Origin of the sequence: Desulfonatronovibrio magnus, assembly GCF_000934755.1 — a bacterium.
Classification (GTDB): domain Bacteria; phylum Desulfobacterota; class Desulfovibrionia; order Desulfovibrionales; family Desulfonatronovibrionaceae; genus Desulfonatronovibrio; species Desulfonatronovibrio magnus.
Window position 1 is genome coordinate 69960 of the sequence record NZ_KN882181.1, and the last position, 13758, is coordinate 83717.

Here is a 13758-nt window from a genome sequence, read left to right on the forward strand (position 1 = left end):
ATAATTAAGATTTAAAAAATATGTAACAGTACTGTTTTAAGGGAACAGAGGGCTAAACAGATACAAAAATATTGCTAATAAAGCTTGATTTTTATCTGCAAATATAATGTAATGATTTAATTCACAATGTTTTAAGACAGGCAGCACTTCCTCGTAAACCCTGCTTACAACCACAAAATCATGATAAATAAAGAACTTTACGATGATTATATTCAAGCTCTGCTCAAAGGAGACAGGCAGTACTGCTTTGAGCTTGTCAAGGATCTGCTGGATAAGGATATATCCATTTATGATCTCTACATTCATCTCTTTCAAAGTTCTCTCTACCACGTGGGTCATCTCTGGGAAACTAACAAGATTTCTGTAGCAACAGAACATATGGCTACCTCCATCACTGAAGGTCTTTTATCTCTGACCTACCCCAAAATATTTTCAGCTGATCATAAAGGAAAAAAGGCTGTCATCTCCTGCATTGCCAATGAATATCACCAGATTGGCGGGAAAATGGTGGCGGATATATTTGAGCTGAACGGGTGGGATGGCTATTTTCTTGGTGCCAATACTCCGTTAAATGAACTTATGGAAATGGTCAAAGACAAGCAGCCTGACATGCTGGCCTTATCCCTGAGCATATATTTCAATATGCAGTCTTTACATGATGTAATAGGCAAGATCAAAGAGGTTTACCCTGAACTTAAAGTTATAGTTGGAGGTCAGGCCTTTCGCTGGGGTGGGCAGGATATTGGAAGCAAATTCAAAAATGTGCGTTATGTCCCTACAATTAATGACCTCGAAAAAATGCTGGTGAAAAATGACTGACTTCAAAGCCATTAAGACCTGCAGCCATTCTCTGAGCCGCTACCTGTACCAGGATGCCTCCGTCATTTTGATTCTGATGGATTCAAAGGGTACAATTATTGAAGCCAACAGATATGCCAGAGAAATTATCAATCACGATATACTGGGTAAAAATATCACTGACTTTCTGGTGGATTTCTCCAATTCAATTGCACTAAGTGACTTGATTGACCAGAATGATGATGCTCATATGCTGAATGTAACCTCGTCGTCAGGCCTGCCCCAGACCTTTTATTTCAAATTTCTCCAACACGATGAAAATATACTCGCCATAGGTGAACTCAATCATGTTGAGGTGGAAAGTCTGCGCAAAAACCTTATGAGCCTCAATAATGAATTCAGCAATCTCAACAGGGAATTGCATAAGAAAAACGCCGAACTGGTCAAGCTGAATGATCTGAAAAATCACTTTCTGGGCATGGCAGCACATGACCTGCGCAATCCCATAGGAGCTATTCAGAATTTAAGTGAATTTCTGCTGGAAGAGGCAGCTTCAAACCTTACTTCGGAACACCTTAAATTTATAAGCGTCATTAACACTTCCAGCCGTTTCATGCTTTCACTGCTTGACCAGCTTCTGGATATTGCAAGAATTGAGGCTGGCAAGCTGGATTTGGACATACAGCCAACAGATCTGCTTAACCTGATAAAGACCTGCGTTGAACTGAACAGAGTACTGGCTGACAAAAAGGGCATAAAGATTCAGTTTCATCACTATGAAGCATTCCCTGAAATAAAGCTTGATGCCATGAAGATTGAACAGGTTATGCACAATCTTTTATCCAATGCAATAAAATTTTCTCAGCCTGGGACCAGGGTCTATGTTAGCGCTTTTTTAAGTGATGATCATGTTACTGTTTCGGTAAAGGATGAAGGTCCTGGAATTCCCAGGGAAGATTTAGACAAGCTATACAAGCCTTTCTCACGAACAAGCGTTCAGGTTCCTGCAGGCGAAAAAAGTACAGGGCTTGGGCTGGCCATAGTGCATAAAATCATTCTCGGGCATTCTGGCAAGATATGGGTGGACAGTAAGGTGGGAGAAGGCTCGGTTTTTTCATTTTCAATCCCCTTAAAACACAGCAAAACTACCCGGAACCCGCAGCAGCCCTGACCTGAGTAATATCTGTTATCCCCCGCAATAATTTGATCAGACCATCCTGCTTTAAAGAAAGCATACCTTCTGACAGGGCCATATCCCTTATTTCTTCTGTGGGCTTTTTGTATTTTATCATCTTCTTTATCCCTTCTGTATTGACCATAAGCTCATGAATGCCGATACGTCCCTTATAACCGCCAATGCATTGCCTGCAGCCCTTGGCTTTATGAAGGACAGGTTCCTTATCAAAAATCTTTCCAACCTGTTCTTCAAAGCCCTGACCATACTCAAGGGCAAGTTCCTGCATCTCTTTGCTGGAAGGTGAGTAGGCTTCCTTGCACTTGGGGCAAAGAGTTTTAACCAGCCTCTGGCCGAGAACACCCAACAAGGAATCAGCAAAATTGAATGGGTCCAGTTCCATATCCAGAAGGCGGGTTACTGTTTCAGGGGCGGTATTGGTGTGCAGGGTGCTGAATACCACATGCCCTGTCAGAGATGCTTCCACCCCGATGTGAGCTGTTTCTCTGTCTCTCATTTCACCAATCATGATGATATCAGGGTCAGCCCTGAGAAAAGAGCGCAGGATGGAGGCAAAGGTCAGGCCGATTTTTGGATTAACCTGGACCTGGCGCAAACCATCCTGACTTATTTCCACAGGATCCTCAGCTGTCCATATTTTTCGTTCAGGAGTATTAATATAACTCACAGCAGAATGCAGTGTGGTGGTTTTTCCTGATCCGGTTGGGCCTACAACAAGAATCAGTCCGTAAGGTTTATGAATAAGACGTTCAAAATTGGTCTGATTTTCCTGTGTCAGGCCGAGTTTTTCCAAAGGCATGGGTTTGCCCGAAGCAAGAAGACGCATGACAACATCTTCCTGGCCCTCCATGGTGGGTATGGTGGCTATTCTGAACTCTAGAAGACGATTGATCTCAGATAATTTTATTTTGACTTTCCCGTCCTGAGGCAGACGCCTTTCAGCAATATCCAAATGGGACATAATTTTTATACGAGAAACAAGTGGACGTGCCAGGGCAAGGCGCATTTTTCTAAACTCATGACAGGTTCCGTCAATACGCAGCCGAATCATACAGTATCTTGCCCTTACATTGGGCTCTATATGAATATCTGAAGCATTTTTCCGCCAGGCCTCAACCATAAGGGCATTAACAAGCCGTACAACCTCACTGTCATGCTCCGTTATTTCACCGTCTTCTATGACATCATCATCCTGATCATCATCCAGATCAAGATCATCAGCAAGAGAAGCCATACTGCTGTCAGAATTCAGCTGATTATAAAAATAATCAATAAAGGATTCAATATCCTTGGAAAGAGATACATGGGGGACAATGCGACTGGTTCCGAAGATAAACCTTATTTCATCTAAACGACCCAGATCAAAAGGATTGCTGACCAGAACAACAATATTGTTTCCTTCCCTTTTTAGCGGAACCCAGCCAAACTTTTTTAAAAAATCCGGATCAAGATTTTTCTTTTCAAAAAGGTCAAATGGAGGCTCATAGTCATTATCAAAGGGTACAAACTTAGTATCATAAAATTTTTCTAAGGATTTCCCAAGATCGCTTTTATTAATCTTGAAAATATCCAGAAGCGCCTCGTCAACAGTTACCCCTCTTGTCTTGGCTGCAGTCAAGGCCTTGTCAAGATCGACTTTACTTAACAGGCCTTTCTCCATGAGGTATGAATACCTGTTGGCAGGCTTTTTTTGTTCCTTTACCGGAAGGGCAGTCATATATTTTCTGACAGTATATGAAAAAAGCCCCGAGTATAACGGGGCTTTAATTCTTGTGTTAAGTACTATTTGTTAAGCCAGGCCATCATACTACGAAGATTTGCTCCCACCTCTTCAATCTGGTGTTTATGAGCCTGCCTGCGTAATGCCTTGAAACCGGGAGCCCCAGCTTTGTTTTCAAGTATCCATTCCCTGGCAAACGTTCCATCCTGAATCTCATCCAGAATTTTCTTCATTTCCTGTTTGACTTTTGGAGAAACTACCCTTTTGCCTCTGGTATAGTCTCCGTACTCAGCTGTGTCGCTTATGGAGTAGTGCATTTTAGATAATCCGCCTTCATATAGAAGATCGACAATCAGTTTAAGTTCATGCATGCATTCAAAGTATGCCACCTCAGGCTGATATCCGGCTTCTACCAGGGTTTCAAAACCGGAACGGATGAGTTCACTCACGCCGCCACACAAAACTGCCTGTTCACCAAAAAGATCGGTTTCAGTCTCTTCCTCAAAAGTGGTTTCAATCACTCCTGATCTTGTGGATCCGATTCCCTTGGCATAAGCCAGAGCATACTCCATAGCCTTGCCGGAATGGTCCTGATGTACTGCTACAAGAGCTGGTACTGCACCACCCTGAGCATACTCCCTTCTAACAAGATGACCAGGTCCCTTGGGAGCAACCATTACTACATCCACATCTGCCGGAGGTACTATCTGGCTGAAATGAATATTAAAACCATGACTGAAAACAAGAACTTTACCAGCAGTCAGGTTGGGCAACACTTCTTGTTCATAAACTTGAGGCTGATATTGATCCTGCACAAGAATCTGAATCATATCCGCTTTCATGGCCGCATCAGAGGCAGACTCAGGATGAAAGCCGTCATTTCTGGCCTGTTTCCAGTTATCTCCTCCGGGTCTTTGTCCAACAATGACATTAAGCCCGGAGTCCCTTAGATTCTGAGCATGGGCATGCCCCTGGCTCCCATATCCAATTATTGCTATGGTCTTGTCCTTGAGAATGGACAGATCAGCATCATTTTCATAGTATACTTTCATCTTTTCTCCTTATCTTTAAAACTAAAACTGCATACTTCTACGCATGGCCACAGTTCCTGTTCTGGCAAACTCCTTAATTCCGAAACGCTGCAGCAAATTAACAATGGCTTTGATTTTGCCCTGATCTCCAGTAACTTCAATGGTCAGTTCGTCAGTGCTGACGTCAACAACTTTGCACCTGAAGATATCAGCCACTCTGAGTATCTCCGCTCTTTTGGAGTCCTCGGCATTAACTTTTATAAGGACCATTTCCCTTTCAACTGATTTAAGATCGGTCAGATCAACAACTTTAATAACAGTTACTACTTTGCGCAACTGCTTGACAATCTGTTCAATTATCTGTTCATCACCAAAGGTGGTTATAGTCATGAGGGACACCCCTTTTTCAAGGGTTGGCCCAACATTCAGAGTGTCAATATTAAATCCTCTGCCACTGAACAAACCGGCAACTCTGGACAGGACCCCGGGTTCATTTTCTACAAGTACTGATAATACATGTCTCATTGACTGCCTCCTAAACCAAAAGCATTTCAGTTAGTGAGGCCCCTGCTGGAACCATTGGATAAACATTTTCCTCAGGCTCGACCCGAACGTCAACTATGCAGGGCAAAGGAGAAGCAAAGGCCTGCTTAAGTACAGGAACCACGTCTTCATTTTTTTCAATCAAATAGCCTTCAGCCCCAAAAGCCTGTGCCAGTTTAACAAAATCAGGATTAAGGTGCAGGCAGGTCGCACAATAATTTTTATCATAAAACAGTTCCTGCCACTGCCTGACCATGCCAAGATATCCATTATTGAGAATTACTACTTTAACAGGCAATTTATAACTCATGGCAGTGGCCATCTCCTGAATATTCATCTGAATGGAGCCATCACCTGCAATGTCAATAACCAGTTTGTCAGGATGGGCAACCTGAGCCCCAATAGCGGCAGGCAGCCCGTAACCCATGGTTCCCAGTCCGCCTGAAGTAAGCAGGGTTCTGGGGTTATGATATTTGAAAAACTGAGCAGCCCACATCTGATTCTGACCAACCTCTGTGGAAATTATAGCCTGACCTCTGGTCAGTTCGTATATTTTCTCCATAACAAACTGAGGCTTAATAAATCCTTCCTTACTATCATATCTTAAAGGATGCTCTTTGGACCATCCGTTAGTAGTTTTGAGCCATTCCTCATGCTTTTGCTCCCATGCAATGCCTTCAATTTCTTCAAGTTCTTCTTCCATGGCCTGCAAAGCGTTCTGGCAATCTGAAACAATAGGAATATGCACAGACACATTTTTACGAATGGAAGTAGGGTCAATATCTACATGAATAATTTTGGCCCTTGGAGCAAAAGTGTTCACTTTTCCTGTAACACGGTCATCAAACCTGGCTCCAACTGAGATTAACACATCAGAATTGTTTACAGCCATATTGGCTGCGTAAGTTCCATGCATACCCAGCATTCCCAGCCACAAATCATCATTTCCAGGAAATGAGCCTAAACCCATCAGAGTGGCTGTAACAGGAATAAGATAGCGTCTCGACAGTCTGGTCAAAACCTCTGAGGCATGAGAAGAAATAACTCCACCTCCGGCATAGATCAGAGGCCTTTCTGCCTTGGCTATCATCCTGGCAGCCTTGCGGACCTGCTTTCTATTTGGGGCATATGTGGGGTTGTAGCTTCTGATGCTTATGGCATCTGGATACTCATATTTAGTTTTCGCCTGCATGACATCTTTAGGCAGGTCAATAAGAACAGGCCCCGGCCTGCCGGTGGAGGCGATATAAAAGGCCTCCTTAATGGTTTTGGACAGCTGATTAATGTCCTTGACCAGATAGTTATGCTTGGTACATGGTCTGGTAATGCCGACAATGTCAACTTCCTGAAAAGCATCATTGCCGATAAGCGGCGTTGGAACCTGCCCGGTAAAAATGACCAGAGGTATGGAATCCATATAGGCAGTGGCTATACCTGTAACGGTATTGGTAGCGCCAGGACCTGATGTCACTAAGCATACACCAACCTTGCCTGTAGACCGGGCATAGCCGTCAGCTGCGTGCACCGCCCCCTGTTCATGTCTGACCAGAAAATGTTGTATAGGATATTTAGGTATTTCATCGTAAATATCAATAACCGCTCCGCCAGGAAAACCGAAGATGTGCTTGACATCTTCTCTTTTAAGGCTTTCCAGTAATATCTGAGCCCCGGTGAGCTCCATCTTAACCCTCCATTTTTTTGTATTTATCTAAGATGGCATGAATCTTTGTTTTTCCTGCGAGTTTTTTCTTCTTAAGCTCTTTGACCTCCTGGTCTTCTGAAGGTGTCAGATAAGGTTTGGATTCATACTTCTCAAGAATTTTTTCATACGCAATGTGATTATCCCAAAGACTCTGCAACTCTTCGTCCTTCTCCCCATACTTTGCAATCAATTCCAGCTCGTACTGCTCCATTACGCCCTCCTTAGTTGAAATGATTATATTTTTTAAAAAACAAATCCCATGAACTCTCGGCCACTCCCTTGATAAGTAAAGTTTTGCGTCTGCTGCTCAAGCCATTTACAATACTGACATTTTTGGCCGGAACCTGTATCAGGTTTGCAAGATATCTGCATAACGACTGGTTGGCCTTGCCGTCAACTGGAGGCGCCTGCAGTTTAACCTTTAAACAACCATCATGAATGCCCGTGACAGCGTCTTTTTTTGATCCTGGCTGAACCCAGACCTTAAGCCTCCATTGAAAATTATCTATTTTTTTCAAAAAATCCATAAAAATTTTTTATGGTTCCTCTCGGGCTCTGTCCCCAGTGGGCAATAACCACTTTAACAGCTATTACTCTCAAGCTTTACTCAAAAATTTGAGCTTGGATTCTGCTTCCTCCAAACGGTCATTTGCCTCATCCTGAGAATCAAGCAGTTTAAGGTGCGATTCAATCATAGATCTCAGTTTGATCTCAAAGTGAGCGCGCTGCTTCTTAAGCTCTGATATATCCTCATGTATCTGAGCCAGCCGTTTGTGAGCGTGACGCAGAATATCTTCTGCCTTTGCCTGTGACTCCCTGATAATAAGCTTGCCCTGCTTCTGAGCATTGGATTTTATATCATCAGTCATCTTTTGAGTACTTAGAAGCGTGTCCTTTAGTATTTCCTCTCTACTTTTATACTCATCCAGTTTTTCTTCAAGCACTTTTACGCTTTTTTCCAGATTCATATTATGCTCAGACAAAAAACCAACATAGTCCGCGAGATCCTGAAGAAAAATCTCTACGTCATGCTTACTGTAGCCAATAAGAGTTGATGAGAATTTTTTGTTGAGAATATCAATCTTGGATATCTCCATAAGAACCTCCCTTTGTGGTCGTGATGGAATCGTAAGCGTCTCAGCCGGGCGGTCCGGGACACAGTTGTAAAGTGATTAACCAAAACCTCTGGCCATCTGATAAAGACTCTGGATAACAAATAATTTGATAAATTGAATAGATACCAGAACAATTACTGGAGAAAGATCTATGCCGCCCAGATTGGTAAAAGGCAACCAGTACCGCACCCTGTTAAACACAGGTTCTGTAAGGTTGCGCAGTATTCTGACTATAGGATTGTAGGGATCAGGCTGAACCCAGGACAGAAGTGCAGATATGATCACTATCCAGAAATATAGCGTAAGCAGAGTGTCTGCAACACTCACTATGGCAGTAAAAAAATTACCGAAGACAAACATTTTCCCTCCCTTGATGTGTAGTCTTTAACCGTTGAAACTAAGAAAGGTTTCGACTCAAAAATTCACGCAACGCCCAAAAACTGGGTATGAACATTCTGGAACTAAGTTCCTGGTTTTTATAAGCCCAGAAAGGAATATCCGCCCTCATGGCAGCCTCTTCGTCAACAACGGAATCACCGATAAATACAACCTGCTCAGGAAGCACTGACCAGTAATGCAGAATCTTGAACAGGCTCTCAGGATGCGGCTTGGGGCGACTAACGTCATCTGCTGTGACCACAGGATGAAAAAACTGCTCGAGTCCAAACGTGGAAAGAAGCAGGTTCATTGTGGTTGTTCGGTTGGTGTTTATGGCCATGGGCAGTTTTCGCTGAGCAATAAACTGAAGCAGCTGCACAAGCCCGTCCTCCATGCGCATGTATGGTAAAAGCTTGGCATAATTCAGTCTATCTCTAATTTTGGGAAGCTCACTTTCAAATCCGGCAGGCAGAATATGTCGAAAGGATTCTCCTACTGAATGCATATGAACAAAATCAATCTGCTCATCAGACATGGGCCCCAGATCAAAATATGCCCTTACTTCGTTGTAGAATATTATATTAACATCTTTAGAGTCAAAAAGAACTCCATCACAGTCAAAAATAATTCCCTTAATTTTTTTCAGCCCATGATCCTTGAGAAAAGGATTGCATTTATACAAAATCACCTCCAGATTAATTCAATAGTTTTTATAATTGTCTAACCCTGGCGGCGCAGGGACCAGAACTTACTATCCATACCACTACTGCTTCATTGCCTGTGGAAAATGCTCTAACGCCATCTCGCGCAACCTGTATTTCTGAACTTTTCCACTGGCGGTCATGGGATATTCTTTAACAAATGCAACATACTTGGGTGTTTTATATCTGGCGATTTTGCCTCTGCAAAAATCACGAACATCCTCTGGAGCAAAAGAATAGCCTTCTTTAAGGATAATAAAAGCACCCACCTCTTCTCCGTATTTCTGACTGGGCACACCCACCACCTGAACATCCTGAACACCTTCCATGGTGTAGAGAAATTCTTCAACTTCTCTCGGATAAATATTTTCACCTCCCCTAATGATCATATCCTTGAGGCGTCCGGTAATGCTTAGATACCCGTCATCATCCATTACCCCCAGGTCTCCTGAGTGAAGCCATCCATTTTGATCAATGGTTTTAGTGGTTTCTTCCGGCATATTGTAATAACCTTTCATAACATTGTACCCACGACAGCAAACCTCACCCTGTTCGTTGGCTGCCATTTCTTCGCCAGTTTCAGGATCAACAACCTTGACCTCAACCTCAGGCATGGGCCTGCCCACTGTCTCAACCCTCTTGTGAATATTGTCGTCCACTCTGGTCTGGGTCATTACTGGAGATGATTCAGTCAGTCCATAGCATATGGTAATATCTTTCATGTTCATCTGATCCATTACCTGACGCATCACCTTGATGGGACAGGGTGAGCCGGCCATTATTCCGGTACGAAGTGAACTGAAGTCAAACTTGTGAAAAAGTCGATGCTCCAGGACAGCAATAAACATCGTAGGCACTCCGTACAAAGCCGTACATCTCTCGGTTTCCACTGAGGTCATAATCAAAATTGGGTTAAAACCTTCAAGAATGACCAGAGTCGAGCCATGACTCACAGCAGCAAGCACACCCAGAACGCACCCGAAACAGTGAAAAAGAGGAACAGGCAGGCAAATTCTGTCCTTATGAGTTAATTGCTGGTTCTCACCAATCCAGTAGCCATTATTAAGAATATTGTAGTGAGTAAGCATCACCCCCTTGGGAAAGCCTGTGGTTCCTGAAGTATACTGCATATTAACCACATCATGAGGATCAAGGCTTTTCTGCCTGACTAAATACTGGGAATCATTAATCATTCCTCCAAGAGCTACGATTTCAGGAATGGAGTACATCCCCCTGTGCTTTTCCTGTCCAAGAAAAAAGACACGCTTCAGATTGGGAAATTCTTTGCTTTTAAGATATCCTCGTTGCTGGGTTTTCAGTTCAGGTAATAAATCGTAAACAGTTTGTACATAGTCTGTATCTCTGAATCCGTCTATTATAACAATATTTTCACATTCAGACTGTCTGAGAAGATAAGCTATTTCATGCTTCTTGTAATAAGTATTGACAGTAAGCAGCACAGCACCGATTTTGGCTGTAGCAAATTGCAAAGCAACCCAGTAAGGTACGTTGGTTGCCCATATAGCCACTTTTTCGCCTTTCTCCACCCCAATAGACATTAGACCCTTGGCCAGCTTGTCTACCACATCGGCAAACTCACTATATGTAAGCCTGTAGTCGCGGTCCACATATATTACAGCATCATTATCAGGATGCTTTTCCACTGTTTCGTCCAGCAGCTGGCCAAGTGTGATTTCGCGTAAAGGTTTATCCCACATTCTTTAAACTCCGGATTATTGGATTATTGGTCAGGGAAATACAAAACAGCATATATTTCCGCTTTTTCATTGTTTCTGGCAGATACATGGTGCGGAACAATGGAATTATAGTAAACACTGTCTCCGGTCTTGAGTACATGGGTTTCCTGCCCATAGACTATCTCAAGCTCACCGGAAATAACTACAATGAACTCTTCACCTTCGTGAGATGAAAGCTTCTTTTCCTCATCAGATACAGGAAAAATTTCTATGTAAAAAGGCTCCATATGCCGATCGCTCTTTCCTTTGCCAAGAGAAAAGAAACGCAGCGCAGCCGGTCTTTCCTTGCCCTTGAGCAAAGACTCTTCCTCTTGCCTTTCAGACAGCCTTACTATCAAGGGATCCTGGCTGATGGTATCATCCAGAAAAGTTCCCAGTCTGGTACCAAGAGCTCTGGCAATTTTCAGCAGCGGCCCGAGAGAGGGATACATATCATCATCTTCAATAGCTGCTATGTAATCTTTATCCAATCCACTTCTTGCAACAAGTTCGTCCAGAGTTATCTCTTCCAGTTCTCTGAACTTTTTGATCTTATGCCCAATTTTTTCCTTGATCATTCGTCCTCCCTTAAATTTCCCAATAAATTTAACCTGTCCAAATAGTCAAAATTTATCGTGCAATATCTTGGATTTATTGCACTCTTTGTAACAGCTTAGCCTCTTTTAAGCGCCTCACCCGGGCGGCCCGGGACTGAACCTGTGAATAACTTTAGGAGTCTGTCACTATTCTGGAAATTGGGACAGTCCCCGCGAGGTACTATAAAAAAGATTGACGCTGCATTGGTTCCTGTAAGAAATTTGCTTTAATGATAAAATTTACACAGCGAGGGACAGTCCCTGTGCGAAGTGCAAAGTTCCCATCTTTGACGGAACTTTTCTGGCAAATGTGCATGAATCATAAGCAAAAATCGTCAAAATATGAAAACTGTAAACATCTGATTTTATTACCAATACGATTATAGTTACTTAGAAGCCTGTGATACACTCAAAAAACAAACAAATTCTTTGTAATGGTCAGGAAAGGCATTTCTGGTCCAGGGCTTCAATGTACCTGACACCAGGTTCATGCCTTCTGGAAAAACAGAAAAATATTTCTCAGGACTGGCTGTGATCCAGTCAACCCCCATATCTTCAAGTTCTGCCTGAATTTCATCTCCTGAGATAAGAAAACAGGCATCATCCTGAACAAGTCGGGTAAAAGCCCAGATAAATTTCCTGAAATTGTGATAGGAACTGGTAAGTACAGCACCCCTTTCAAGATCTTTAAATAGTTCATCATCACGCTCTATACCGAGAGCCTGATCAAACTCCTGCCAGGATTGTCCAAGACTGGAATTGATATCCTGCAACTCAGTCACTCTTTGTTCATAGACATATTCCAAAAGCATCAACTGCTGAGCTTTCAAAAGATCATGGTCTTCCTGAGACATCTTGTTATCCTGGCCATAGGTTGATATTTCCCAACGAAGTGCAAGGGAAGTATCTGAATAAAAATCATCTGTTTTTTTTACTCCGTGCCAGGCCATGTCCGAAGGTTTTTTAAACTGTTCACCAAATTCAGAACATTGAGTCAAAAAAGACTTTGCTTCCTTCTGATCTAAAAAAAGATTGTCAGGAGTATAAGTACCTGACAAGGACTCATCAATGCCTGGATTTAGAAATTTGGCCAGATGCCTGACAGGTTCCGGCACCATGGCTTGCAGCATATAGGGAAAATGAACAATCACCGGATACTTTTTATTCATCATAACCTCTTATATAATTAACTTACATATCAGACAGTTAATAGTTCATGATTGAATGTGATTAAGAGTGAGCCTTCAACATCTTTCAGGCATATAATGCGGACACCTCCCGCCGCACTCTGGAAATAATTTGATGCATGCATTGCCAAACAATGAAGAACAGCGGTCATCATCTCTGCTTCTTGGCATATACGCCCTGCAAAAATCCTCCCACATCACATTTTCTCCAAATCGTGAAACCCAGATTTTATGCACCTGATCCTGGTTGAGATCAAAATTGTCTGCCTGGGACAACAGGTGATCATACTTTTCCTCAAGCTCCATGAGAACCAGACATCTGGATTCAACATCAAACCCCGGATTAAGGGTTTCCTCATAAACACAAAACCCGAATCTATAATAAATGCAATTCTGGGCTGGAAGTGTTGTTACTTTTCCCATTCAACTTAATCAATTACTTGTTATTTGTTAGCGCCCCACTTGGGCGGCCCGAGACCGAGCCTGCGAGTAATATATACCACTCGTTCCCAGGTTCCAGCCTGGGGACGTCTTACTCTTGCGGCTCCAGCCGCTTCTTCAAAATGTGGTTGGAGCCACAAAAAAAGAGGTATTCCCAGGCTGGAGCCTGGGAACAATAAAAACAGCCTTAGCGTGTTTGAGATTGCCGCGCTCGCCCCAGTTGAATGGCTGCGCCTACACTGCGTGTATTCAACGAGGTAAAAAGACTCGCTCGCAATGACAGCTGAGCTGTCAGGGATGTTGTTGCGCAAAACCTGTCACCCACGAGGAAGCCTAAGCGACCGAAGTAATCTGTATGGTAAAACCATAATATTCTGAATTTATTGGGTATCCGATTGTAGTTACTTGTAAGCTCTTCACCCGAGCGGCCCGGGACCGAACCTGCGAGTAACTTTACGAATCTGTCACTTTTCTGAAAATTGGGACAGTCCCCGCGAGGTATTTTAAAAAGATTGATACTGCATTGGTTCCTGGAAAAAATTTGCTTAAATGAAAAAATTTACACAGCGAGGGACAGTCCCTGTGCCAGGCGCAAAGTTCCCATCTTTGACGGAA

The 13758-nt window shown here is 42.9% G+C and carries 15 protein-coding genes; 2 read left to right on the top strand and 13 right to left on the bottom strand.

Annotated elements, in window-relative coordinates; all coding sequences use genetic code 11:
* Window positions 1–180: 180 nt before the first annotated feature.
* Window positions 181–819, top strand: coding sequence for a cobalamin B12-binding domain-containing protein (locus LZ23_RS19070; protein WP_045216804.1), 639 nt, complete (start codon window positions 181–183; stop codon window positions 817–819).
* Window positions 812–1969 (top strand): PAS domain-containing sensor histidine kinase, encoded by a 1158-nt coding sequence (locus LZ23_RS19075; RefSeq protein ID WP_052507529.1) that lies wholly within the window; start codon window positions 812–814, stop codon window positions 1967–1969. Before LZ23_RS19070 ends, LZ23_RS19075 begins: the two co-directional genes overlap by 8 nt.
* On the opposite strand, the gene LZ23_RS19080 is transcribed toward LZ23_RS19075, so the two are convergent.
* From LZ23_RS19080 to LZ23_RS19140, 13 genes are all read right to left on the bottom strand, one after another.
* The gene (locus LZ23_RS19080) at window positions 1944–3710 is read right to left on the bottom strand and encodes a GspE/PulE family protein (protein WP_045216805.1); all 1767 of its coding nucleotides are present in this window, start codon (window positions 3708–3710) and stop codon (window positions 1944–1946) included. The genes LZ23_RS19075 and LZ23_RS19080 overlap by 26 nt on opposite strands.
* A 65-nt stretch (window positions 3711–3775) precedes the next feature.
* Complete coding sequence (ilvC, locus tag LZ23_RS19085) at window positions 3776–4765, bottom strand: ketol-acid reductoisomerase (protein ID WP_045216807.1); 990 nt, start codon at window positions 4763–4765, stop codon at window positions 3776–3778.
* Between the two features lie 21 nt (window positions 4766–4786).
* The gene (ilvN, locus tag LZ23_RS19090; protein ID WP_045216808.1) at window positions 4787–5269 is read right to left on the bottom strand and encodes an acetolactate synthase small subunit; all 483 of its coding nucleotides are present in this window, start codon (window positions 5267–5269) and stop codon (window positions 4787–4789) included.
* A gap of 10 nt (window positions 5270–5279) precedes the next feature.
* Window positions 5280–6968: a biosynthetic-type acetolactate synthase large subunit gene (gene ilvB / locus LZ23_RS19095; RefSeq protein ID WP_045216810.1), complete on the bottom strand. Its 1689-nt coding sequence runs from the start codon at window positions 6966–6968 to the stop codon at window positions 5280–5282.
* A gap of 1 nt (window position 6969) precedes the next feature.
* Window positions 6970–7200 carry a DUF465 domain-containing protein gene (locus LZ23_RS19100; RefSeq protein ID WP_045216811.1) on the bottom strand — a complete coding sequence of 77 codons (231 nt, stop codon included), beginning with the start codon at window positions 7198–7200 and terminating at the stop codon, window positions 6970–6972.
* 10 nt (window positions 7201–7210) lie between these two features.
* Window positions 7211–7516 carry a DUF167 domain-containing protein gene (locus LZ23_RS19105; RefSeq protein ID WP_045216813.1) on the bottom strand — a complete coding sequence of 102 codons (306 nt, stop codon included), beginning with the start codon at window positions 7514–7516 and terminating at the stop codon, window positions 7211–7213.
* A gap of 69 nt (window positions 7517–7585) precedes the next feature.
* Window positions 7586–8086 carry a DivIVA domain-containing protein gene (locus LZ23_RS19110; protein ID WP_045216814.1) on the bottom strand — a complete coding sequence of 167 codons (501 nt, stop codon included), beginning with the start codon at window positions 8084–8086 and terminating at the stop codon, window positions 7586–7588.
* A 75-nt stretch (window positions 8087–8161) separates the two neighbouring features.
* Entirely contained in the window at window positions 8162–8464 is a 303-nt protein-coding gene (locus tag LZ23_RS19115) for a YggT family protein (protein ID WP_045216816.1), read from the bottom strand.
* 37 nt (window positions 8465–8501) lie between these two features.
* A complete protein-coding gene (locus tag LZ23_RS19120) occupies window positions 8502–9164 on the bottom strand; it encodes an HAD family hydrolase (protein ID WP_045216817.1) in 663 nt (220 codons plus the stop codon).
* 81 nt (window positions 9165–9245) lie between these two features.
* Window positions 9246–10901, bottom strand: coding sequence for an AMP-binding protein (locus LZ23_RS19125; RefSeq protein ID WP_045216819.1), 1656 nt, complete (start codon window positions 10899–10901; stop codon window positions 9246–9248).
* Between the two features lie 23 nt (window positions 10902–10924).
* Window positions 10925–11497: a helix-turn-helix domain-containing protein gene (locus LZ23_RS19130; RefSeq protein WP_045216820.1), complete on the bottom strand. Its 573-nt coding sequence runs from the start codon at window positions 11495–11497 to the stop codon at window positions 10925–10927.
* Window positions 11498–11901: 404 nt separating this feature from the next.
* On the bottom strand, window positions 11902–12687 hold the full coding sequence (locus LZ23_RS19135; protein WP_157493331.1) for a hypothetical protein: 786 nt from the start codon (window positions 12685–12687) through the stop codon (window positions 11902–11904).
* A gap of 72 nt (window positions 12688–12759) precedes the next feature.
* Window positions 12760–13125: a hypothetical protein gene (locus tag LZ23_RS19140; protein WP_045216823.1), complete on the bottom strand. Its 366-nt coding sequence runs from the start codon at window positions 13123–13125 to the stop codon at window positions 12760–12762.
* Window positions 13126–13758 lie beyond the last annotated feature (633 nt).

Excerpts from the sequence above, each read along its gene's own strand:
- LZ23_RS19105 (WP_045216813.1), bottom strand. The coding sequence starts at position 7,516 with ATGGATTTTTTGAAAAAAATAGATAATTTTCAATGGAGGCTTAAGGTC.
- ilvB (WP_045216810.1), bottom strand. The coding sequence starts at position 6,968 with ATGGAGCTCACCGGGGCTCAGATATTACTGGAAAGCCTTAAAAGAGAA.
- LZ23_RS19110 (WP_045216814.1), bottom strand. The coding sequence starts at position 8,086 with ATGGAGATATCCAAGATTGATATTCTCAACAAAAAATTCTCATCAACT.
- LZ23_RS19100 (WP_045216811.1), bottom strand. The coding sequence starts at position 7,200 with ATGGAGCAGTACGAGCTGGAATTGATTGCAAAGTATGGGGAGAAGGAC.
- LZ23_RS19140 (WP_045216823.1), bottom strand. The coding sequence starts at position 13,125 with ATGGGAAAAGTAACAACACTTCCAGCCCAGAATTGCATTTATTATAGA.
- LZ23_RS19125 (WP_045216819.1), bottom strand. The coding sequence starts at position 10,901 with ATGTGGGATAAACCTTTACGCGAAATCACACTTGGCCAGCTGCTGGAC.
- LZ23_RS19130 (WP_045216820.1), bottom strand. The coding sequence starts at position 11,497 with ATGATCAAGGAAAAAATTGGGCATAAGATCAAAAAGTTCAGAGAACTG.
- LZ23_RS19115 (WP_045216816.1), bottom strand. The coding sequence starts at position 8,464 with ATGTTTGTCTTCGGTAATTTTTTTACTGCCATAGTGAGTGTTGCAGAC.
- LZ23_RS19135 (WP_157493331.1), bottom strand. The coding sequence starts at position 12,687 with ATGATGAATAAAAAGTATCCGGTGATTGTTCATTTTCCCTATATGCTG.
- ilvC (WP_045216807.1), bottom strand. The coding sequence starts at position 4,765 with ATGAAAGTATACTATGAAAATGATGCTGATCTGTCCATTCTCAAGGAC.
- LZ23_RS19070 (WP_045216804.1), top strand. The coding sequence starts at position 181 with ATGATAAATAAAGAACTTTACGATGATTATATTCAAGCTCTGCTCAAA.
- LZ23_RS19075 (WP_052507529.1), top strand. The coding sequence starts at position 812 with ATGACTGACTTCAAAGCCATTAAGACCTGCAGCCATTCTCTGAGCCGC.
- LZ23_RS19080 (WP_045216805.1), bottom strand. The coding sequence starts at position 3,710 with ATGACTGCCCTTCCGGTAAAGGAACAAAAAAAGCCTGCCAACAGGTAT.
- ilvN (WP_045216808.1), bottom strand. The coding sequence starts at position 5,269 with ATGAGACATGTATTATCAGTACTTGTAGAAAATGAACCCGGGGTCCTG.